The organism is Actinoplanes flavus, assembly GCF_017592555.1.
Taxonomy (GTDB): domain Bacteria; phylum Actinomycetota; class Actinomycetes; order Mycobacteriales; family Micromonosporaceae; genus Actinoplanes; species Actinoplanes flavus.
In genome coordinates this window covers 20,957-41,951 of record NZ_JAGFNS010000024.1, presented here as the reverse complement: position 1 = coordinate 41,951, position 20,995 = coordinate 20,957, and the positions used below count along the sequence as shown (strand labels likewise).

The window sequence follows — 20,995 nt, the reverse complement described above, 5'->3', positions numbered from 1 at the left end:
CCCGACTGTGCCGAAACCCGGCTCCGACCAGGCTCGACGTCATGCTTCGCCGTCTGGTCACCCCTCGCCGAACCGTACTGGCGGCCACCCTCACCGGGCTGGCCCTCGCCGGTGGATCCGTGCTCGGCCCGGCCCGCCCCGCGCCGCCGCCCGCCCCGGCCGGGCTCGCCGCCTGGCTCGCCGACCCGCTCGCACCGCCCGACCCGGTCACCGCCACCCCGGCCCGGATGGCCGCCTACTTCGCGGCCCTCGCACCGGCCGACGCCACCGCGCTCGCCCACCGGCACCCGCGGATCACCGGCAACCTCGACGGGGCGCCGCCGGCGCTGCGCTACGCGGCGAACCGGCAGCGGCATCCGCAGGCGGCCACCCGGCAGATCCTCGGGTTCGACGACCGCGCCGACGGGCGCATGATCGAGGTGCTGGGCGATCTGGACACCGCCGACCGCGTCGTGATCCTGGTGCCGGGAGTGGACACCGACCTGGCCGGGTTCGACACCGGGCTCGGTGGCGTTCAGCGGCGGGCGCCCGCGTGGCAGGCCCGCCGGCTCGACGAGCGGATCCGGGACGGTCACCCCGGCGCGCGGGTCGCCGTGGTGGCGTGGCTGGGATACGACCCGCCCGAGGGCGGCGGCCGGGACATCGTCCGGGAGGACCGCGCGGCCGCCGGGGCGCTGGCCCTCCAGCGGTTCGTCGACGGCCTGGTGCTCGCCGACGCCGACCGGTCCATCGTGGTGGCCGGGCACAGCTACGGCTCCATCGTGGCCGGTCTCGCCGCGCCCGGCCTGCCCGCGCAGGTGACCGACATCGTCGCCCTGGGCAGCCCCGGCATGGGCGTCGCCGACCGATCCGGCCTGCGCACCGGCGCCCGGGTGTGGGCGTGCGCCTCCCCGGGCGACTGGATCCGCCGCGTCCCCGGTGTACGGATCCTCGGCCTGGGCCACGGCACGCTGCCCTCCGACCCGGAGTTCGGCGCCCTGCCGCTGCCCTGCGACGACGTGGACGGCCACGACGGCTACTTCGAACCGCACACCACCTCCCTGCGGGCGCTCGCCGACCTGGCCGCCGCCCTCCCGGACGGTGACCCGCGATGATCCTCGACGCGTTCGCCCTCCTCGCCCGGTGGGGCCGGGCCCGCTCCTCCTTCGGCGTCCCCACCCCACCCGCCGCGCCGGTGGCGGACCGGGCCCCGGCGTCCCGTCCACCCCGCGACCCGCCGGAGACCGCCGACGGGGACGGGACGGCTCCTACCAGGTGCCGTCGTCGCTGACCCGGGGCGGCAGCGTGCCGGTGATCAGCGTGGTGAGCGCGGCGCCCATGTCCGCGCCCAGATACCACTCGCCGCCGTGATCCAGGGAGAACACCCGGCCCCGCTCGTCGATGGCCAGGACGGCCTCACCGTCGCCCTCCACCCCGAGCGGGAACAGCGACACCCCGAGAACCTGTGCGAACGCCTCCAGCGTCTCGACGGTCTCGGCCGCCATGCACGGGTCCAGGGCGAACATCCGCCGCCGCAGCGCCACCCCGGCGCCGTCCTGCGTGACGTACAGGCCGGCGAACTCGGCGAGCGCCCGGGACGCCGCCGGGAAGATCCGATGGCTCACGCCGTACCCCGGCGGGTTGTCGATCCGGCGTTCCGCCGACCAGCCCGCTCCGCGCAGCACCGCGGCCACCTCGTCGCCGAAGCCCCACGACGACGCCGGGCCGGAACCGGCGCTCGGGCCCGGCCCGGGGATGATCCGTGGCAGGAGGCCCTCCTGTCCGTCCGCGGCGGCGTCCGGGCTCAGGCCGAGATAGTCGAGGAACAGCAGGACCGGCAGCCCGGACCGCAGCCGGCTGCCGCTGAGCGGATCGTCCTTCTCCCGGATCCGGTAGGTCTCCAATCGCGCGCCGCACACGAGGTCCCGCAGGTCGGGGAGGGCCATCAGCGGCTGTCCGGCGGCACGTCGCGCGTTCTCCTCGGCGCGGAACAGTTCGGAGAAGACCACGGCCTCCGAACTCCGCTCGGCCCCGCGCTCGCGATAGTGGGCGGGCATCGTGCCGAAGAACGTCTCCACCGCCGGGTGCAGCGGCTGATCGGTGTCGGACCGCAGGCTGAGCGCCACCCGGCCGCGGCCGGCGATGGTGAGCCGGCTCATCGTCGCCGGGTACCGTCGCGGGCCGGCCGGCGCCGGTGCGGGCTGGAAGTCACGCATGTACCACGCGGCGAGGTTGGCGGGCGGCAGCGTGCCGCCGATCACCAGCTGCCCGGTGTCCCGGTCGAGGATCATGCTGGGTGGCCCGTGCCCGGTGTGCGTCCGCGCGGAGATCACCCAGCCGCGGGCGAACTCGTACAGCACCGGTTCGGCTCCCGGGCAGACGTCCTCGACCCACGTGCGCGCCAGGTCTTCCGCATCCGTCCTGGTGATCGCCATGCCGCCCACTCTGCTACGCCTCCGCAAACTCATGCATGTCGATACCGCAAACGGGCGGGGAACTCAACCCGTCACCGCACCTGCTCGAAGCGGAACTCGCGGATGAAACAGTCCCTCGGCTGGCCGACCGCGAACATCACACAGTCCACCACCGACCGAGCGGTGAGGGCGCTCCCGGCGACGCGCGGGCCCTCCTGCACGAAGTCGGGCGGAAACAGCGAGATCACCCGGATCCCCTCCGGCCGCAGCCGGTGCGACAGGATCTCGGCGAACCCGGCCTGCGCGTGCTTGGCCGCGTAGAACGCCGGATGCGCGGCCGACCGGTGATTCCCCGGCTCCCCGCAGCCGGAGATCATGGTGACGATGTCCGGCCGGTCCGATCGGCGCAGCAGCGGCAGCAGGTGCTGCGTCAGAAGCACGGTCCCGGTCGCCCCGCCCGCGATGATCTGCTCGACCTCGTCGTCGGAGATCTCCCCCTCCCGGTACTGGGCCGCGTTGTTGACCAGTACGTCGACCCGGTCGGTGCGTGCCCGTACCGCCTCCGCGAACTCCCGCACCGAGGCCGGGTCCGCGAGGTCGCACCGGAACGCCTCGGCCCGGATCGGCTCCGCGGCCCGCCGCGCCGCGCCGAGGTCACGGGCGGAGAGGAACACCCGGGCGCCGCGCGCCGCGAAGGCCGAGGCGATCAGGAGCCCGGTGTCGCGCCCCGCGCCGGTGACCACCACGCGTACATCATCAAGATCCATGCGCCCACCCCATCACCTCAACCGGGGTTGAGGTCAAGCGGGAACATCCTCCTGCGACATTGGCGTCTAGCCTGATCGGATGGTCCGCCGCGCGCCCCGCCAGTCGGAGGCCCGGATGAGCGAGCCGTCCCCGCTGCGCGCCTGGCCGGACGTCCCGACGAGGGTTCTGCTGTGCCGCGACGACCGCCTGTTCCCGCCCGCCTACCTGCGCCGGGTCTGCGCCGAACGCCTCGGCATCACCCCCGACGAGATCGACGGTGGCCACACTCCGGCGCTGAGCCGTCCCGCCCGTCTGGCGGAATTCCTCGATGCCTGTGCGGCGTCCGGCCGGTAGTTTCGGGATTCATGGAGAACGGCTACCTCATACTGCCCCGCCTGCTGTCCGGTGAGGAGCTGGCGGCCGCCGGCCAGCACGCCGATGATCTGCTGAAGGGCGTCGGCTGGAGCGACAACGACTTCGACGGCCGCCGGACCAGGCGGGTGTACGAGCTGCTCAGCCGGGTCGGAGCGTTCGAGCCGCTGCTCACCCACCCGAGGGTCCGGGCCCTGGTGACCGAGGGGCTGGGTGAGGTCCACCAGTTCGGGATGCTGTTCCTGTCGGCGGTCGACCCCGGCCAGGGCGCCCAGGCACCGCACTTCGACGCCGGTGTCTACCCGCTTCCCCGCGACGTGGAGGCCGAGGTCAACGTGATCTGGGCGCTCGACGACTTCACCGCCGAGAACGGCGCCACGCTGATCGCGCCGGGCAGCCATCTCTGGCCGGCCGACCGCCGTCCCCGCGAGGACGAGCTGGTCCCGGTGGTGATGCCGGCGGGCAGCGCGGTCGTCTACAGCGGCCGCCTCTGGCACGCGGCCGGCCACAACCGTAGTGAGGCGACCCGGCGTGCCCTGATCTGCGAGCACGTCCTGCCGTGGCTGCGTCCCGCCGACAACCACACCCTCACGACCGGGGTCGAGGGACTACGGTCGTTGTCCCCGGAGCTGCGCCGCCTGGCCGGTGTGGCGCCGGCCAGCCCGTACCACGGCCTCGTCGGCGGCCGGGACCCGGAGGAATGGCTGCAACGATCCCGGGTGGCCCGGTCTCGGCCGGGCCACCCGGATCAGCGTCTCAGCACCAGGTCAGGGTCGAGTTGACCCGGGTGACGTTGGTGACGACGTTGTTGGAGCCGGTGCACGGGCTCCACCGGATGCTGGTGTTGGTGACCGTCAGGTTCTTGAAGGTGATGTTGGCCGACGGCGCGAACTCGGTCCGCGACGAGATCCGGACCTCCCCGCCGCCGGTGATCGTCCCGGAGACGCCGGCGATCGTCACGTTGTAGCAGTTCTCGACGAGCACCGAGTTGTTGCCGGTGTTGGCGATGTCGACCCGGTCGATGACCGCCCCGCCGCTCTCCGAGACGCAGAAGACGCCGCGCCCGCCGCCTCGGGCCTTGACCGTCCCGACGCGGATGTTGGTGGGGTAGGAGCTGCCGACCCGCCCGTTGCGGTTGGCCATCCGGAAGGCGGCGTAGCCCGTCCCGGTGCCGGCGTTCTCGGCGTCGACGGTGCCGACCGTGGCGTTGATCGTCTGGTTCAGGAGGAGCCCCGACTCGCCGACGCCGCGGGCCGTGACGGTGCCGATCGTGATCCCGTCCACGCCGTAGGTCTCCACCGCGTGCGAGCTGGCGCCGGAGACGTACACGGATCCGATCTTGATGTTCTTGGCCATGACCGCGGTGTTGCCGTAGTTGTCGATGCGCACGCCGAGGCCGCGGGACAGGCGCATGTCGATGACGCCGAGGGTGAGGTTGTTGACGCTGCGGGCGAAGATCCCGTAGAGCGGCGCCCCGGTGACGTTGAGGTGGGCGACCTCGACGTCGGTGGTGCCGCGGGTGTAGATCGGGGCGTAGTCGCCGCTGCCGCTGCCGGTCACGTTGATCGTGCCGCACACGTCGATGAGCGTGTAGCTGGGCAGCGAGATCCGGGATCCGGCGCTGATCGAGCCGGATCCGCGGACGAGGACGTTCTGTTTCGAGGTCCGGCTGGGCAGGGCGCTGACCGCGGCCTGGACGGCGGCCCGCATGTCGGTGCCGGTGTAGACGGTGGAGCTGCCCAGTTTGGCGGTCCAGGTGCTGCCGCTGAGGGTGGCGGTGGCCTGGTAGGTGAGGGCGCCGCAGTCGGCCGCGGTGGCCGATCCGGCGGTGAGGGCGACGGCGCCGGCGGACAGGAGTAGGGCGGACAGGAGAACGGGGATGCGCATCGGGTGCTCCTCGTTGGGGGTCGAGACGAGCGATCGATCCGCTGAATGTTAACGATAACTTGGAACCTGTCAAGGTCTCCCGTGTGTTTCACGCAAGCGCTTACGCAAAGACAACCACCTATGGAAGGGTGGCGTTGACGTGCGGATGATCCCCATGCGAAGCTGCCAAACTATCGATGCTCATCAATTGCAGTTCAGGCTGCCTATGAAACGTTTTAGCGGGAGGAACCATGTCGGTCGGCAGGCGCGCGCTCCTGCGCGGCGGGATAGCCGGACTCGCCCTGGCCGGGCTCGGCGGATGCGGCGACGACGGGAGCGGCGGTAAGACGACGTTGCGGTTCGCCTGGTGGGGCAGCGAGGAGCGGGCCAAGCTCACCCAGCAGGTCGTCGACCTGTACGTGAGCAGGCACCCGGACGTCGAGATCAAGACCACGTACGCCGCCTACGACCCGTACTTCCAGAAGCTGGCCACCGAGATGAGCGGCGGCAACGCCCCGGACATCCTCCAGATGGGCGACCGCTACCTGCGGGAGTACGCCGACCGCAACACCCTGCTCGACCTGACCCCGCACCTGGGCAGCAAGATCCAGACCGCGGATCTGGAGCAGAAGCTGTTCCCGGCCGGCAACCTCGGCGCCCAGACGTTCGGCCTGCCGATGGGCCAGACCACCCACGTGCTCCAGTACGACGCCGAGCGCTGGCGGGAGGCCGGGGCGAAGCTGCCCGCCGACGGCTGGACCTGGACCGACCTGAAGGACGCCGCCGCCCGGGTGTCCGCGACGTTCGGCCCGAAGGTGAGCGGCCTGAGCGACCCGTTCGGCATCGAGGACTGGTTCGGCGACTGGCTGCGCCAGCAGGGGAAGGACCTCTACACCGCGGACGGCAAGCTCGGCTACACCGAGGCCGAGATCGTCGCCTGGTGGAGGCTGGGCGAGGAGTTCCGCGCCGCCAAGGCCCTGACCCCGCCGGAGGTCACCGCCAACACCACGCTCACCCCGTTCCCGCGCAAGGAGTCGACCGCCGAGTTCTGCCCGGACAGCACGGTCGGCATGACCTCCTGGGACACCTACGGCAGCGAGTTCGCCCTCTCCCACTTCCCGACCGCGGGCAACGGCATCGGCCAGTTCACCCAGCCGCCGATGATGCTCAGCGTCGCGAAACGCACCAGGAACCAGGACGCCGCGCTCGCGTTCGTCGACTTCTTCCTCAACGACCCGGAGGCCGGCGCCATCCTCGGCATGGCCCGCGGCCTGCCCGCCAACCTCAAGATCCGCGAGACGCTGGCGTCCACGCTGACCGACGAGTGGAAGGCCGTCGCCGCCTACGAGGCGAAGGTGTCGCCGCAGCTGCTGCCCGCTCCCCCGCCGCCGCCGAAGGGCGCCGGTGTGGTGAAGACCCAGTTCCAGCGGATCTACGACGACGTCATGCACGGCAAGGCCGAGCCGGAGGAGGCCGCCCCGCGCCTGATGAGCGAGATCCAGCAGGCCCTGGGCGCATGACCACCGTGCTGGAGCGGCCACGTGCCAAGACCGAGACCAGATCAAAACCCCTGCGACGGTACGGGGAAAGGCCGTCGATCGCCTACCTGTTCCTCTCGCCGTGGGTCGTCGGGGCGGTGTTCCTGACCGCCGGCCCGATGGTGTGGCTGCTCTACCTGTCGTTCACCGAGTACGACCTGTTCACCGCCCCTCGCTGGGTGGGCATGGACAACTACGTCCGCATGCTCACGGTCGACCCGCACTTCTGGAACGCGGTCGGGGCCACCACGAAGTTCGTGGTCATCTCGGTGCCGGCCCAGCTGATCGCCGCCCTCGGCGTCGCCATGCTGATCAACCGCAGGAGCCGGGCGCAGGGCTTCTACCGGTCGGCGTTCTACGCCCCGTCGCTGCTCGGCGCGAGCGTGAGCGTGGCCCTGGTCTGGCGGGTGATCTTCCACGACTGGATCGGCCACCCGGACCGGGCCCTGCTCGCGCTGGTCCTGCTCGCGGTGTGGCAGTTCGGCGCCCCGATGGTGATCTTCCTGGCCGGGTTGCAGCAGATCCCGCAGGAGTACTACGACGCCGCCGCGGTCGACGGCGCCGGCCCCTGGCGGACCTTCCTCCGGATCACCGTGCCGATGCTGTCGCCGGTCATCTTCTTCAACCTGGTGCTCGACACGATCCGCGCCTTCCAGGTGTTCACCGGCGCCTACGTGGTCAGCAACGGCACCGGCGGCCCCAGCGACGCGACCCTGTTCTACACGCTCTACCTCTACGAGAAGGGATTCGTGGAGTTCAAGATGGGCTACGCCTCGGCCATGTCCTGGTTCCTGCTTCTGGTCATCGCCCTGATCACGGCGCTGCTCTTCCGTACCGCCAAGGGTTGGGTCTTCTACAGCGGGGAGGAGTCGTGAGCCGGCGGCTGTGGCACCCGGCCGTGATCCTGCTGCTGATCCCGCTGCTGTACCCGATCGTCTGGCTGGCGTTCGCGTCGTTCAAGTCGGGTTCCGAGATCGTGCAGAGCCTGGCGCTGCTGCCCGAGGAGTGGATCCTGGACAACTACCGGGCGCTCGGCGACGACCTGGCCGGGGTTTCCGCGGGGCGGTTCTTCGTCAACTCGACGATCGTGGCGGCGAGCTGCGCGATCGCCAACGTCGCCAGCTGCTCGCTCGCCGCCTACGCCTTCGCCCGGCTGCGGTTCCGGCTGCGCGCGCCGCTGTTCGCCTTCACCCTCGCCACGATCATGCTGCCGGTGCACATCGTGACGATCCCGCAGTACTCGCTGTTCCAGCGGCTCGGGATGGTCGACACGTTCTGGCCGTTGATCCTGCCGAAACTGCTGGCCACCGACGCGTTCTTCATCTTCCTGATGGTCCAGTTCATGCGGACGATCCCGCGCGAGCTGGACGAGGCGGCCCGGCTCGACGGCTGCGGCTCCATCCGGATCTTCGGGTCGGTGGTGCTGCCGCTGGTCCGGCCGGCCCTGGTCACCACGGCGATCTTCACGTTCATCTGGACCTGGAACGACTTCTTCACCCAGCTGATCTACCTGTCCTCGCCGGAGAAGCTCACTCTTCCCCTGGCCCTGCGGCTGTTCATCGACACCACCGACCACAACGCGTTCGGGCCGATGCTGGCGCTGTCGGCGCTGGCCATCGTGCCGATCCTGCTGTTCTTCGCCGCGTTCCAGCGGCTGTTGGTCGAAGGTTTCGCCACCTCGGGCCTCAAAGGCTGATCCCCCACCTAAGGAGCCGGTGCAGCATGCCCGACATCTCCCGACGTACGTTCGTGCGCGGTCTCGCCGCCGCCCCGCTGGTCTCCTCCGTCCCCTTCTCCGCGCCACCACTGCGGGTCGAGACGGCGGTGGCCCCGGCGCCGGAGACCGTCGCCCTGAATTGGCTGGAGGGCACGCCCGGCACCAACGTCGGCAGCACCTGGGGCGTGCCGTGGCCGAAGGGCGCGGTCCCCGCCGACTCGCCGTTCTCGCTGGCCGCCGCCGACGGGGCCGCTGTCCCGGTGCAGAGCTGGCCGATCGGCTACTGGCCGGACGGGTCGCTGAAGTGGAGCGCGCACGCGCTTCCCGCCGATGCTCCGCTGTCGGATTCCTATGTGCTGAATCGGACAGCTGGTGTGACCGGCTCGTCCTCGGTGAGTGTCGCGGAGAACCGGGACACGGTAACCGTGGACACCGGCGTCATCCACGTCGTGCTGGGACGGCGGGGCTCGGCGCTGATCCGGTCGATCACCCGTGGCGGCACCGAGATCGCGCGGAATCTCGAACTCATCAGTCTGCGGCAGACCAGCATCGAGGACGACGACGAGCGGCGCGCCTCCCGCGAGAAGCTGACCAGCTCGATCAGCAGGGTGACGGTCGAGCAGCGCGGGCCGGTCCGGGCTGTGGTCCGGATCGAGGGCGACCACCGGCGGCGCGGGAGGTCGTGGCTGCCATTCATCGTGCGCCTCTACCTCTACGCCGGGGCCGAGCACGTGCGGGTGGTGCACACGTTCCTGTTCGACAGCGAGGGGCAGAAGGAGTTCATCGCCGGGCTCGGCGTGCGGGTCGGGGTGCCGATGCGCGACCAGCCCTACGACCGGCACATCCGGCTGTCCGGCGACGGCGACGGGCTACTGCGGGAGGCGGTCAAAGGCATCACCGGCCTTCGCCGGGACCCCGGAGCCACGGTACGCGCGGCGCAGATCGCCGGTGAGAAGTTGCCCGACCCGGCGACCTGGGACCAGCGGGTCACCAGCCGGCTCCAGTACATCCCGGCGTGGGGCGACTACACGCTCAGCCAGCTCAGCTGCTCCGGCTACACCATTCAGAAACGGACCAGGACCGGGTACGGGTGGGTCGGCGTCGATGCCGGGCAGCGGTCCCGTGGGTTCGGGTATGTCGGCGGGGTCAGCGGTGGGCTCGGGTTCGGGATGCGGGACTTCTGGCAGAAATACCCGGCGCAGCTCGACATCCGGGGCGCCGACACCGACCAGGCCACCGCGACGATCTGGATGTGGTCGCCGGAGGCGGGGCCGATGGACACCCGGTTCTACCACGACGGGATGGGCCAGGACACGTACCCGGAGCAGCTCGAAGGCCTCAACATCACCTATGAGGACTACGAGCCCGGGTTCGGGACTCCCTATGGCGTCGCCCGTACCACGGAATTGATGTTCTTCGCCCTGGCCGCGACCCCGCCGGCCGAACGTCTCGCCGCGCTGGCCCGCACCGTCGTCACCCCGCCGCAGATCGTCGCGCCGCCCGCGCACCTGGCCGCGTCCGGCGCGTTCGGCGGCCTGTTCAGCCCGGTCGACCGGTCCACACCGGCCCGCGCCGAGGTCGAGGACCGGCTCGACTTCCTCTTCGACTACTACCGCGACCAGACCGAACAACGCCACTGGTACGGATTCTGGAACTACGGCGACGTCATGCACACCCCCGACGTGGACCGGCACGTGTGGCGCTACGACGTCGGCGGGTACGCGTGGGACAACTCGGAACTGTCCCCCGACCTGTGGCTGTGGTTCGCCTACCTGCGGTCCGGGCGGGCCGACATCTTCCGCTTCGCCGAGGCGATGACCCGGCACACCGGCGAGGTCGACGTCTACCACCTGGGAAGATGGGCCGGGCTCGGGACGCGGCACGGCGTGCAGCACTGGGCGGACAGCGCCAAGCAGCAGCGCATCAGCACCGCGATCTACCGGCGGATCTTCTACTTCCTCACCGCCGACGAGCGGGTCGGCGACCTCATGCACGAGCTGGTCGACTCCGACCGGACGTTCCTGGCCCTCGACCCGCTGCGCAAGATCCGCACGGAGCCGTACACGCCGGACCCGCACGCCCTGTCGATCGGCCTCGGCACCGACTGGAGCGGCCTGGCCGCCGCCTGGCTCACCGAATGGGAACGCCACGGCCCGAAGGCGGCCGTCGCCGAGAAGAAGCTGCTGGCCACCATGCGGACCATCGGCCGGATGCCGAACGGTTTCGTCACCGGCAGCGGTCTCTACGACATCGACACCGGCGAGTTCGCCGTCGCCGGGAAGACGGTCAGCGTGTCGCATCTGAGCGCCATGTTCGGCCAGGTGGAGATCTGCGCCGAACTGATCGGGCTGGTGGACCTGCCGGAGTTCGAGAAGGCGTGGTTGCAGTACTGCCGCCTCTACAACGCGACCCGTGCCGAACAGACCGCCGAATGCGGCGCCCACTTCGGCACACTGATCCTCAAGCAGGGCCACTCCCGCCTGACCGCCTACGCGGCGGCCCGCCTCGGCGACGCCACCCTGGCCGCCCGGGCGTGGACCGAGTTCACCGCAACCGACGGCTACACCGGCGCCTCCCCGTGGCAGACCACCCATTTGACCGGCCCGGCCGTCCTCAACACGGTCGACGAGGCGCCCTGGGTCGACACCAACACCACCGCCCTGTACGGCCTCGCCGCCATCCAGAACCTGGCCCTCGCCGGCTCCGCCCTCCCGTAACGATCAGCCCTCGACCGCACGGCCGGCGCTCGCTCGATCCCGCGCGGCCGGCGCTCGCTCAATCCCGCGCGGCCGGCGCTCGCTCGATCCCGCGCGGCCGGCGCTCGCTCAGCCCCGCGCCGTCGGCGTGAAGACGTCGGCGGCGCGGGCCAGCAGCTCGTGGGTGGCGGGCCCGGCCTCCCCCGCCACGGTCATCGAGACGGCCAGCTGCCGGGCGGGTTCGTCCTGGTGGAAGACCCACGTCCGGAAACCGTGGAAGCCGCCTTCCTTGCCCCACACCACGGCGCCGTTCGGCAGCGTGTAGCGGTTGACGCCGAGGCCCCCGTCGACGCCGGGGACGTCGGTCGCCACGGTCGACCGCATCTCGCGTCGTTCGGCCGCGCCGAGCAGGTCGCCGGCCATCAACGCGGCCAGGAACCGGTTGAGGTCGGCGGCCGTGGACACCATGCCGCCGGCCGCGCCGGCCTGCGACGGGCTGCACTCGGTGATGTCGACCGGCACGCCGTCCACGTCCAGGTAGGCGTGCGCGTGCGGCTCCGGCAACCGCGTCCCGTGGTCGTCGGCCCGGGTCCGGCGCAGGTCCAGCGGTCCCAGGATCCGCTGCTCGACCTCCTCACGGTACGAGCGGCCGGTCACCCTCTCGATCAGCATGCCGAGCAGCACGTATCCGGTGTTGTTGTAGGCGCGGGAGGCGCCGGGCGCGAAGTCCGGCTCCCGGCGCAGCGCCGCTCGACCGGCCGGTCGGTGCCCAGCTCGGCGACCCCGCTGCTCAGCCGCCAGGTGACGCCATCGTCCCGAAGCTCCGCCAGGACGCCGACCGCGCCCTCGTCCACCAGTTCGCCGAGCAACGAACGCAGTCCATCCACTCCCGCCACCGGTCCTTCTTACCTTCTGCCGCAAAGATCCAGCTTGCTCCCGGGGCTGCCTCACCGGGCGGAGACGTACGACCAAGTGATGGGGTGCGCGTCGGTCTGATGGCGGACGGCGTGGCCGGTGATGCCCGGGATGCTCGAGGGCGGAACAGGTCGCCGAGAGGGGTTCTGCATGAGTGCGAAAAGGCCGGGCGAGCGCAAGTGGGCACCGTGGTGGGTCTATGTGGTCGTCATCGTGGGGGCCAACTACGGGAAGCAGTACTACGCGGAGGACATTCCGGTGGCGGTCAACGCGGCCATCACGATCGTGCTGGTCACCACGCTGTTTCTGGGCATCACCGCGGTGTACCGGGGTCTGCGCCGCCCGGATTGACCACCGATCTGCGCCCGGCGGGCGCGGCACAGGCGGGAGTGGGCAGCGAGGTCGCGGGGCACGGCGGAACTGTCCTGATGGGACGGGACCGGGTCGCGCGTACCGGGCATGGTCGGGGTCCTCTGGACGTCGCCGGGAAATGCCGGAGCGGAGGATGATCATGGTCCGGGCGGCCCGGTCAGCCTCGGGCTCGAACGAGCCACCGGGCGAGCGGGCGATGAGCGCCGAGATTCAGCTGGTCAGCGCCGGTGATGGCCTGGCGGTCATCGGGCCGGCGCCGGACGTCGAACGTTCTCTGCTGTCGGAGAGGCTGGGGCGAAAGGGCTCGACACCGCTCTCAGCATGGCCGGCTCGGTGACGGGCATGCTCTCCAGCGGGATCGCCGGCCGGTTCCGCCGGATGCGCGGGGACGACGGGCAGCGCTCCAGCGAGTCCTGAGCCGGTATCCCGGTTCAGCCCGGCGGCGTGGCCGCCGGGCTGAACACGCGGGGCGTACCGGATCAGGCTTCTCTGAGCGGGCGCCAGGCACCCAGAGTGATCAGTGCCATGGTCGCGGCGGCGATCCAGAACGGTGTGGTGATCGACCAGACGCCGGCGAGGAGGCCGCCGAGCAGCGAGCCGAGGGCCGCCCCGCCGGTCTGAATCAGGAAGTAGACGCTGGACACGCGCCCACGGAGCGGATCGGGGACCGCCCGTTGGCCGACCGTCGAGGTGATCACACCCCACACCATGGTGTGGATGCTGAATACCACCAGGATGGCCGCCGCCACCCACGGTGAGGTGGTCACGGCCAGTGTCAGGTGGACGATCACCTCGATGATCAGCCCGGCCCGCAGCACTGCGGCGTTGCCGAAGCGGTCGCTCAGCCGGGCGGCCACGCCCGCACCGAACAGGCCGCCCACCGCGAAGGCGGTGAGCAGCACGCCGTAGCCGACCTCGCCGAGGCCGAGCCGGTCCCGGCAGTAGAGGACGAAGACGGCGAACGCCGCGCAGTACGCGATGTTGCCGATCCCCATGCTCACCGCCAGGGTCCGCAGCAGGCGGTGGTTCCACAGCCAGCGGACACCGGCGCCGATCTCGCGCCGCAGTGAGGTGCGTTCGTGCAGCTCGGACGGTGGGACCGGGCGGATTCCGGCGATCAGCGCGGCCGCGGCCCCGAAGGTCAGCGCGTCCAGCCCGAACGGCGCGGCCGCGGAGATGACGAAAAGCCAGGCGCCCAGCGGTTTCGCGACGAACTGGTTGACGCTGAACGTCGCGCCGAGCCGCGCGTTGGCGCTGGGCAGGCGCTCGGACGCGACGATCGCCGGCAGCATGGCGCCCACCGCCGTGTCGGCCAGTGTCTCGCCGACGCCGAGCAGGAACATCACCAGGTAGATCACCGCGACGGTGACCGTTCCGGTGGCGATGGTGGTGGTCAGCACGCCCAGCGCGAGGGCGCGCAGCAGGTTGACCACCACGGCCAGGTTGCGGCGGTCGAGGCGGTCCACCCAGGCGCCGCTGATCAGGGCGATGCCCAGCCACGGCAGTTGCTGGGCGAAGACGGCGCCGGCGATCAGCGACGGGTTGTCACTGATCGAGGCGACCAGCAGCGGGCCGGCGGCCATGGTGACGCCGTCGCCGATGTTCGAGATCGCGGACGCGGTCCAGAGACGGTTGAAGTCCGCGCCGATGGGCGCGGAGAGAAGGGCACGCAAAATAGCTCCTCAAGCCAGGAAGAAGAAAAGTGGCGAGGAGCCGGCCGGGCAGCGTGTTACGCGGCCTGCTCCTCGGGCGAGAGAGCGACCGTGACCATGGTGAGAGGCATTTCCCGTTCCCTTCCGCCGGTGACTGCAACAGATCCGGCGCCCGGAAGTGTATTAGAGGTATGAGGGATACGGGGTTCGAGGCCTTCGTGCGGGAGAGCGCCGCCGGGCTGCTGCGGCTCGGCAACGCGCTGACGCTTGACTCGGCCGCCGCCGAGGATCTCGCCCAGGAGACCCTCATCCGCGTGGGCACGTCCTGGTCGCGGGTGCGCAGGGACGGAAACCCTGTGGGGTACGCGCAACGCGCCATGATCAACCTGTTTCTGAACGAGCGGAGGCGACGCCGGGCGATCCCCGTCGCCACGGTGCCCGACACAGCGCGGGAGGACGGGGCGCTCGCCTCGGTCGAGTCGTCCGCGGCGATCCGGCAGATCCTGGCCGGCCTGCCACCGCCGCAACGGGCCGCGATCGCGCTGCGCTATCTGTGCGACCTGCCGGACGAGGAGATCGCCGCGGTGCTGGGGTGTGCCACGGGCACGGTGCGGTCGCATCTGTCCCGCGGTTTGTCGACGTTGCGCGGCCGGATGACGCAGGGGTGAGCGAGATGCTGTCCAAGTCCGATTTCGATCTGCCGGTGCCGGCCGGGTTCGCCGAGCGGGTGGGGCGCGGGGTCCGCCGGCGCCGCCGTCTGCGGGCTCTCGCCGTGGTGGGCTGCGTGCTGCTCGGCCTGGCCGGAATCTCGGTGGCCGCCTGGCCGGAGCCACGGCGGGCGCCGGTGGTGTCCACCGCCCCCGCCGTGGGCGAGGTGGCCGGGTTCCGGATCGGCTACGCACCTCCCGGGCTGCGCCTCGATCCACAGGTCAGCAGTTCGGTGCACGCGGTGACGGAGAACCTGCTGGTCAACGACGGCTCCGAACCGGGACCGGGCCGGGCGAGCGCCGTGGTCACGATGCGAATCTTCGTCCAGGCGAACGGCGGGAACTCCCTGTTCATCACGGTTCTCCAGCCGTTGCGGACGGCGCCGGGGGCCGACCGGGCGACGATCACGCGATGGCTGTCCGCCTGGTCCACCGCCGGGATGGAGCAGATCGGCGAGTTCGCGGTGCCGGCCGGGACGGCGCGGCTGATGCGGGGGCAGACCACGGACGGGCCGAAACACCAGGTGCTGATCACCACGGCGGACGGCACGGTGATCGACGTGAGCGGCACCGCCGAACTGTCGGCGGCCACGTTGACAGCGGTCGCCACCGGGCTCAGCCGCGGCTGAGCGGCACCGCCACGACGGGGAGCAGGACGGCCCAGACGGTCTTGCCGGTGGGGGTGCGGTCGGCGCCCCAGCGGGTGGCGGCGGCCTGGACCAGCTGGAGGCCGCGGCCGCGTTCGTCGAGAGGGGCGCCCCGGCGGACGCGGGCCATCGTCCGGAGGCGGGGCAGGCGCGGGTCGCCGTCGCGGACCGCGAGGTGCAGGCCGTCGCCGTGGCGGGTGACCGTGACGACGAGGTCGGTGGCGGCGTGTTCGACGGCGTTGAGGACCAGTTCGGACATCACCCGCCGGGCCGGATGCAGCAGGCCGGGCAGTCGCCAGCGCAGGCACGCGTCGGCGACCAGGGTGCGGGCCAGGCTCGCGGCGTCCGGATCCGGCGCCAACGCCGCCGTGAGCTGCGGCGGCTCCCCCGGTGTTCCGCTGGGAATCTGCGTCATGGGGGAACGGTAAGGCGTCCGGCGGGCGGGAGGATTAGTGGAATCAATCGCGGATTCCGGCCCGGCCGGCGAGCCCTCGCAGACGGCTGTCGCGGCCGAACCGGGGCCGCGACAGCAGGACGCGCAGGGCGTCGCGGGCCCCGGCGGACACGGCCACCTGCTGCGGCGCGATCGCCTCGGCGCGGTAGAGGGCGCCGGCCGCGTCGTCCTCCAGCCCGCGGCCCTGGAGCAGCGCCCGGGAGAGATCGATGAGGTACGAGGCGCGGCGGTGCGCCGAGGACACCGCCTCGGGACGGAAACCGGGCGGCGCGACCCGGGCGGCCCGGCCCTCCCCCAGCGCCACCAGGACGGCGAGACGCCACATCGCCACGTTGGCCGGGCCGAAGTTGAACCGGTCGCGCCGTTCTCCGGTGTGCGCGGCGACCGCGGCGGCCTCCTCGATGTGGGCCCACGCCACCGCGGAACGTCCGGCCCGGGCGGCCAGTTCGGCGCTGATCAGGTGGTGCATGCCGTAGGCGCCGGCGGCCGCGGGATCGGCGCCGACGTACGGGGAGAGCCGGTCGATGCCATCGGCGGCGACCCGGCCGGCGCCCGGGGTGGCGGAAACCGCCCGGATGCGGGCGTAGCTGGCCAGGCCCAGGTACTCCGGCTCGCCGAGTTCCTCCGCGGCGCGCATGCCCACTCCGGCGACGGCCAGGGTGAGATCCGGAAGCCCGAGTTGGGCGCCGGTGCAGACGGTGCTGTGACAGACCTCCACGGTGCGGCGCCGATGCAGCCGCTCGGCCGGGCCGGTGACGGTACGCGACCGGGCCGCGAGGACGGTCAGCATCTCGGCCAGCGCGGGCACCAGCAGGTCGTACCGGCAGGCCTCGAAGTACCGGTCCAGCAGCGCGGTGTCGACGTCGCCGTCGTCGTCACCGTCCGCGACGTCCGGGACCGCCATGGCGATGACGCCCCCGCGCAGCCGCTCGATCGCCTCGGCGCTCACCGGGAAGCCGCGACGGTCCTCGCCGGGGTGACCGGTCAGCTCACCGACCGAGATCTGCAGGGCCCGGGCCAGCGCCTCGCGGGTGGCCCGGCGTTCCAGGGGCGCCAGTCCGCCCTCGATCTGGGCGACGTAGCCCTGACTGAAACCGGCCAGCTCGGCCAGCACCCGCTGGGTGAGGCCGCGGCGCAGGCGCCAGCGGCGCAGCCTGGCCCCGGCATGGTCACTGGTCACGGCATCCCCGATCGACCGGCGGCACCCTGGCCGGCCGCCCCTGAGTAGACGGCCCCCGGGCCGCGGCCGGGCGGACAGCGCGTGCGCCGTCAGCGCCTGAGCAGGTCGCGCAGCAGCGCGGCGAGGGCGGGGACGGCCGGATGGGTCGGTGGTTCGCGCCAGGCGAGATGCAGTTCGATTCCGCGGGCGCCGGTCAGCGGAAGGTAGGTGACCGCCGGATGCGGATGCATGGCCGCGGTCGCGGTGCTGGTGACCCCGGCGGTGCCGCCGGCCGAGATGGCGGCCAGCCAGTCGTCGGTGTTGGCCACCTCGATCGTGGTGGCCGGGGCCGCGCCCGGTGGCCACAGGTCGAGGCTGGTGGTACCGGTGACCGTGTTGATCGCGAGGGCGCAGCCGGCCAGGTCGGAGAGCGTCAGTCCGGGGCGGCGGGCCAGCTCGCTGTCGGCCGGAACGGCGGCCACCCGTTGCTCGGTGGCCAGCAGTTCGGTGTGGATGCCGGGCGTCTCGCCGGGATCGCGCAGGACCGCGGCGTCGGTGCGGCCCCGGGCCAGCCCGGCGGTACGGTCGTCGACCCGCAACAACCGCAGGGGGATGTGTGGATACGTCTCCTGCCACACCCGCAGCAGGGTGGTGGTGTGCTCGCCGAGAGCCGACCAGGCATGGCCGAGCCGGAGCGGCCACGTTCCGGCGCGCGCCGGGTCGAGGGCCTCGTCGACGGCGGCGACCGCCGCGGCCGCCCGCGCCCGGAAGGCCTCCCCGGCCGGGGTGAGCTCCAGGTGATGGGTGGAGCGGTCGACGAGCCCGACGCCGAGGTGCTCCTCCAACTGGCGCAGGGTGCGGGACAGCGCCGGCTGGGTGAGGTGCAGCCGGGCCGCGGCGCGGGTGATGCTGCCCTCGGCGGCGATCGCCAGGAAGGCGCGGAGATGCCGTAACTCGGCGGTCATAACGGGGAAGCATAACCACTGCTGGATCCGTATTTCCGGACCGCCGACCGGGCGCATAGCGTCAGCGCCATGAGGGCAGGGGTGGGCCTCGTGCTGGGCGGGGCGATGTCGGTGCAGTTCGGGTCGGCGGTCGCCGCGCTGCTGTTTCCCCGGGCCGGGGCGGCCGGGGTGGTCACGTTGCGGTTGCTGATCGCGGCCGTGCTGCTGCTGGTGGTGTGCCGTCCCCGCCTGCGCGGGCACAGCCGGGGCGACTGGGCGGTGGCCGCCGGGTTCGGGATCGCGCTGGCCGGCATGAACACGCTGTTCTACCAGGCGATCGACCGGATTCCGCTGGGCCCGGCCGTGACCCTCGAGGTGCTCGGCCCGCTCACGCTGTCGGTGGTCGCCGCCCGGCGCCGGGCGAGCTGGCTGTGGGCGGGTCTGGCGCTGGCCGGGGTGGCTCTGCTCGGCTACCGGGGCTTCGACCGGCTCGACCCGGCCGGGGCGGCGTTCGCGCTGGGTGCGGGCGTGATGTGGGCCGGGTACATCGTGTTCAGCGCCCGCGCCGGGCAGCGTTTCCCGAAAGCCGACGGGCTGGCCCTGGCGATGGGCGCGGCGGCGCTGCTCAGCCTGCCGCTGGGCGCCCGGCCGCACCTGGTCGAGCCGGTCACCCTGGGCCTGGGCGCGGTGGTGGCGCTGATGTCGTCGGTCCTGCCGTACACGCTGGAGCTCCGCGCCCTGCGCCGGCTGCCGACCTCGACCTTCGCGGTGCTGATGAGCCTCGGGCCGGCGCTGGCCGTGCTGGCCGGCTGGACCGTGCTCGGGCAGCGCCTGTCCGCCCTCGAACTGGTCGCCGTGGCCCTGGTGATCGCCGCGAGCGCCGGCGCGGTCCGTACTTCCCGGTCCACTGCCGGGCCCGTCGTCTCGCCGGAGACCCGCCCCGCCCTCCTGCCCGACTGAGTTCAGGCAGCTTCGCGCCGCTCTCCCACCCGGCGGCTGCCCCTGCTCCGGCGCGTGTTGCTCGGCTACTTCCCGCCGGAGGGAGCGGTGCTCGGGGCATCCGCCACGGACGGTTCGTGGACGGCGTACCGGATCCGGTCGGGAGTTGATCTTTTGGGCGAACGGCGGCTAACCGGGCGGGTGGCGGTTTCCGTCATACCCGAGGGGCAGAATGTCAGCGTGACGCCATCAGCTGGGGATCTGCTCGCCGCCGTCGTCGCCCGCGCCGTCGCGGACTTCGCCGGCCGTAACGCGTTCGTGCGTGGCGGGAGCGCGGTCCACGCCGTCGCCACCGTTCGCTGGCTCGGCGAGCTGGAGGTGCCGGCCCCGCTCTGCCACGTCGGGGTCAGCGGGGGCGAGCTGGCCGCGCTGCGGCCCACCACGGCCGCCGTGACCTGCCGCCGCTGCCTGCGGAAACAGGGCGCCGACGAGCTGGCGGCCTTCCCACAGACCGAGCAGCTCACCCTCTTCCCCAGCCGGCCGGAGATTCGTGGCGCCCGGCCCGCCTGAACCCGGAGTCGGGTGTCTTACACATGGACGCGCGGCGATTCCTCTGTGGAGGACGCTGAGCGGCGGGAGGCGAAGCCATGCGAAAGCTACTGATCAGCGTCCTGGTGGGGCTCGTGGGAGCCGGGGCCGGCGCGCCCGCGGCGGCACGGACCACGGAGCCGGACATCGATGTGGTCGCCTCCTGGAACGGGCTGGCGCTCGACGCGGTCCGGGCCGCGCGGGCGACGGACGCCGATGCGGCGCGACTGTACGCGCTGGTGAACGTGGCGATGTTCGACGCGGTCAACGGGATCGGCGGCCGCCGGGAGCCGGCACTGGTCGGCGGGCACGGTCCCCGGCACGCGAACCGGCAGGCGGCGGCCGCCGCGGCGGCGCACGCGGTGCTGGTCCGGACGGATCCGGCACGGACGGCGGCCTACGACGGCGAACTCGCCGGCGACCTGGCGAGTCTGCGCCACGGGGTGGACGACGGGGCGGCCTGGGGACGGCATGTCGGCGAGGCGGTCGTGGCGGCCCGTGCCGACGACGGGTCGGCGCCGGTGGAGTCGCAGGCGGCCGGGTCCGGGCCGGGTGTGTTCCGGGCGGCGTGGGCGGGCGTGCAGTACCGCGCCGTGCGGCCGTTCGCGGTGGCGAATCCCGGGCGGTACCAACCAGGCCCGCCACCGGCGCTGGACAGCACGGCCTACGCGGCCGCGTTCGCCGAGGTCGCGGTGGTCGGTGACGGCCGGATTCCGGCGCCCGAGTCGCTGGCGACCTACCAGTTCTGGTCGCTGCCGGCGGGCACGAGCCAACCCCCGGGCGAGTGGCTGCGCATCGCGTCGACGGTCGCGGCCGAGCGGCGTCTCGGCCTCTCCGACGAGGTCCGCCTGGGCGCGCTGATCTCGATGGCGCTGGCGGACACGACGGTGGTGACCGTGGGGACGAAGTACACGTACCGGCATTGGCGGCCGACCACCGCGATCCACGAGTCGGCGACCGCCCCGGATCCGGCCTGGGTGTCGCGGGCCGGCAGTGTCGGCGGCTCCCCGGAGTACGTGTCGGGCCACAGCTCGTACAGCGGGGCGGGCGCCACGGTGCTGGCCGGCTTCTTCCACACCGACCGGATCGCGTTCACCCACGCCACCGATTCGGCGCCGGGCGGGGCCGCTCGTTCGTACCCTGGTTTCTCGGCGGCGGCCACCGAGGCGGGACGATCGCGGGTCCTCGGCGGCCTGCACTTCGATTTCAGCAACCGGGCCGGGCTGGAGATCGGCCGGGCGGTGGCCCGGGAGGTGCTGGCCACCAGCCTTCGGCCACGATGACCGGCC

Annotated in this window: 23 protein-coding genes; 14 read left to right on the top strand and 9 right to left on the bottom strand. The window is 72.3% G+C overall.

Going from position 1 to position 20,995, the window contains the following annotated elements:
• Window positions 1-41: 41 nt before the first annotated feature.
• A complete protein-coding gene (locus J5X75_RS30655) occupies window positions 42-1,094 on the top strand; it encodes an alpha/beta hydrolase (protein ID WP_208471022.1) in 1,053 nt (350 codons plus the stop codon).
• Window positions 1,091-1,270, top strand: coding sequence for a hypothetical protein (locus tag J5X75_RS30650; protein WP_208471021.1), 180 nt, complete (start codon window positions 1,091-1,093; stop codon window positions 1,268-1,270). The genes J5X75_RS30655 and J5X75_RS30650 overlap by 4 nt, the downstream gene beginning before the upstream one ends.
• Here J5X75_RS30650 and J5X75_RS30645 read toward each other — a convergent pair.
• Together J5X75_RS30645 and J5X75_RS30640 are read right to left on the bottom strand one after the other, a co-directional pair.
• Complete coding sequence (locus J5X75_RS30645) at window positions 1,248-2,414, bottom strand: SUKH-3 domain-containing protein (protein WP_208471020.1); 1,167 nt, start codon at window positions 2,412-2,414, stop codon at window positions 1,248-1,250. The two genes, J5X75_RS30650 and J5X75_RS30645, sit on opposite strands and share 23 nt — an antisense overlap.
• A gap of 71 nt (window positions 2,415-2,485) precedes the next feature.
• The gene (locus J5X75_RS30640; RefSeq protein ID WP_208471019.1) at window positions 2,486-3,160 is read right to left on the bottom strand and encodes an SDR family oxidoreductase; all 675 of its coding nucleotides are present in this window, start codon (window positions 3,158-3,160) and stop codon (window positions 2,486-2,488) included.
• Between the two features lie 79 nt (window positions 3,161-3,239).
• Here J5X75_RS30640 and J5X75_RS30635 point away from each other — a divergent pair, with 79 nt between their 5' ends.
• Window positions 3,240-3,494 carry an alpha/beta fold hydrolase gene (locus tag J5X75_RS30635; RefSeq protein ID WP_208471018.1) on the top strand — a complete coding sequence of 85 codons (255 nt, stop codon included), beginning with the start codon at window positions 3,240-3,242 and terminating at the stop codon, window positions 3,492-3,494.
• Between the two features lie 11 nt (window positions 3,495-3,505).
• The gene (locus J5X75_RS30630; RefSeq protein ID WP_208471017.1) at window positions 3,506-4,294 is read left to right on the top strand and encodes a phytanoyl-CoA dioxygenase family protein; all 789 of its coding nucleotides are present in this window, start codon (window positions 3,506-3,508) and stop codon (window positions 4,292-4,294) included.
• On the opposite strand, the gene J5X75_RS30625 is transcribed toward J5X75_RS30630, so the two are convergent.
• The gene (locus J5X75_RS30625) at window positions 4,269-5,399 is read right to left on the bottom strand and encodes a hypothetical protein (protein WP_238490102.1); all 1,131 of its coding nucleotides are present in this window, start codon (window positions 5,397-5,399) and stop codon (window positions 4,269-4,271) included. The genes J5X75_RS30630 and J5X75_RS30625 overlap by 26 nt on opposite strands.
• A gap of 230 nt (window positions 5,400-5,629) precedes the next feature.
• Here J5X75_RS30625 and J5X75_RS30620 point away from each other — a divergent pair, with 230 nt between their 5' ends.
• The 4 genes from J5X75_RS30620 to J5X75_RS30605 are packed head-to-tail and all read left to right on the top strand — an operon-like array spanning window position 5,630 to window position 11,350.
• Complete coding sequence (locus tag J5X75_RS30620) at window positions 5,630-6,898, top strand: ABC transporter substrate-binding protein (RefSeq protein WP_208471016.1); 1,269 nt, start codon at window positions 5,630-5,632, stop codon at window positions 6,896-6,898.
• Window positions 6,895-7,791, top strand: coding sequence for a carbohydrate ABC transporter permease (locus J5X75_RS30615; RefSeq protein WP_208471015.1), 897 nt, complete (start codon window positions 6,895-6,897; stop codon window positions 7,789-7,791). Before J5X75_RS30620 ends, J5X75_RS30615 begins: the two co-directional genes overlap by 4 nt.
• Entirely contained in the window at window positions 7,788-8,612 is an 825-nt protein-coding gene (locus J5X75_RS30610; protein WP_208471014.1) for a carbohydrate ABC transporter permease, read from the top strand. Before J5X75_RS30615 ends, J5X75_RS30610 begins: the two co-directional genes overlap by 4 nt.
• 26 nt (window positions 8,613-8,638) lie before the next feature.
• Window positions 8,639-11,350, top strand: coding sequence for an exo-rhamnogalacturonan lyase family protein (locus tag J5X75_RS30605; protein ID WP_208471013.1), 2,712 nt, complete (start codon window positions 8,639-8,641; stop codon window positions 11,348-11,350).
• Window positions 11,351-11,458: 108 nt separating this feature from the next.
• Here the strand turns inward: J5X75_RS30605 and J5X75_RS30600 are convergent, their stop codons facing one another.
• Both J5X75_RS30600 and J5X75_RS46150 read right to left on the bottom strand, forming a co-directional pair.
• On the bottom strand, window positions 11,459-12,073 hold the full coding sequence (locus J5X75_RS30600) for a serine hydrolase domain-containing protein (protein WP_307798364.1): 615 nt from the start codon (window positions 12,071-12,073) through the stop codon (window positions 11,459-11,461).
• The gene (locus tag J5X75_RS46150) at window positions 11,995-12,225 is read right to left on the bottom strand and encodes a hypothetical protein (RefSeq protein WP_307798368.1); all 231 of its coding nucleotides are present in this window, start codon (window positions 12,223-12,225) and stop codon (window positions 11,995-11,997) included. Before J5X75_RS46150 ends, J5X75_RS30600 begins: the two co-directional genes overlap by 79 nt.
• A 169-nt stretch (window positions 12,226-12,394) precedes the next feature.
• Between J5X75_RS46150 and J5X75_RS30595 the strand changes: the two genes are divergently transcribed.
• Window positions 12,395-12,595 (top strand): hypothetical protein, encoded by a 201-nt coding sequence (locus tag J5X75_RS30595; RefSeq protein ID WP_208471011.1) that lies wholly within the window; start codon window positions 12,395-12,397, stop codon window positions 12,593-12,595.
• Window positions 12,596-13,095: 500 nt separating this feature from the next.
• On the opposite strand, the gene J5X75_RS30590 is transcribed toward J5X75_RS30595, so the two are convergent.
• Window positions 13,096-14,289 (bottom strand): MFS transporter, encoded by a 1,194-nt coding sequence (locus J5X75_RS30590; protein WP_208471010.1) that lies wholly within the window; start codon window positions 14,287-14,289, stop codon window positions 13,096-13,098.
• A gap of 170 nt (window positions 14,290-14,459) precedes the next feature.
• Between J5X75_RS30590 and J5X75_RS30585 the strand changes: the two genes are divergently transcribed.
• Window positions 14,460-14,936: a SigE family RNA polymerase sigma factor gene (locus J5X75_RS30585; protein WP_208471009.1), complete on the top strand. Its 477-nt coding sequence runs from the start codon at window positions 14,460-14,462 to the stop codon at window positions 14,934-14,936.
• Window positions 14,937-14,941: 5 nt separating this feature from the next.
• Window positions 14,942-15,604, top strand: a complete 663-nt coding sequence (locus J5X75_RS30580) for a hypothetical protein (protein ID WP_208471008.1) — start codon at window positions 14,942-14,944, stop codon at window positions 15,602-15,604.
• On the opposite strand, the gene J5X75_RS30575 is transcribed toward J5X75_RS30580, so the two are convergent.
• The 3 genes from J5X75_RS30575 to J5X75_RS30565 form a co-directional block, all read right to left on the bottom strand.
• Window positions 15,591-16,037, bottom strand: a complete 447-nt coding sequence (locus tag J5X75_RS30575) for an ATP-binding protein (protein ID WP_208471007.1) — start codon at window positions 16,035-16,037, stop codon at window positions 15,591-15,593. The two genes, J5X75_RS30580 and J5X75_RS30575, sit on opposite strands and share 14 nt — an antisense overlap.
• 43 nt (window positions 16,038-16,080) lie before the next feature.
• On the bottom strand, window positions 16,081-17,256 hold the full coding sequence (locus J5X75_RS30570; protein WP_208471006.1) for a helix-turn-helix domain-containing protein: 1,176 nt from the start codon (window positions 17,254-17,256) through the stop codon (window positions 16,081-16,083).
• Between the two features lie 89 nt (window positions 17,257-17,345).
• A complete protein-coding gene (locus tag J5X75_RS30565) occupies window positions 17,346-18,200 on the bottom strand; it encodes a LysR family transcriptional regulator (RefSeq protein WP_208471005.1) in 855 nt (284 codons plus the stop codon).
• A 69-nt stretch (window positions 18,201-18,269) separates the two neighbouring features.
• On the opposite strand from J5X75_RS30565, the gene J5X75_RS30560 reads away from it, so the two are divergent.
• The 3 genes from J5X75_RS30560 to J5X75_RS30550 all read left to right on the top strand — a co-directional run bounded on the left by J5X75_RS30560 (window position 18,270) and on the right by J5X75_RS30550 (window position 20,989).
• Window positions 18,270-19,139: an EamA family transporter gene (locus tag J5X75_RS30560; RefSeq protein WP_208471004.1), complete on the top strand. Its 870-nt coding sequence runs from the start codon at window positions 18,270-18,272 to the stop codon at window positions 19,137-19,139.
• Window positions 19,140-19,358: 219 nt separating this feature from the next.
• A complete protein-coding gene (locus J5X75_RS30555; RefSeq protein WP_208471003.1) occupies window positions 19,359-19,688 on the top strand; it encodes a hypothetical protein in 330 nt (109 codons plus the stop codon).
• Window positions 19,689-19,765: 77 nt separating this feature from the next.
• Window positions 19,766-20,989, top strand: coding sequence for a vanadium-dependent haloperoxidase (locus tag J5X75_RS30550; protein WP_208471002.1), 1,224 nt, complete (start codon window positions 19,766-19,768; stop codon window positions 20,987-20,989).
• Window positions 20,990-20,995: the final 6 nt, after the last annotated feature.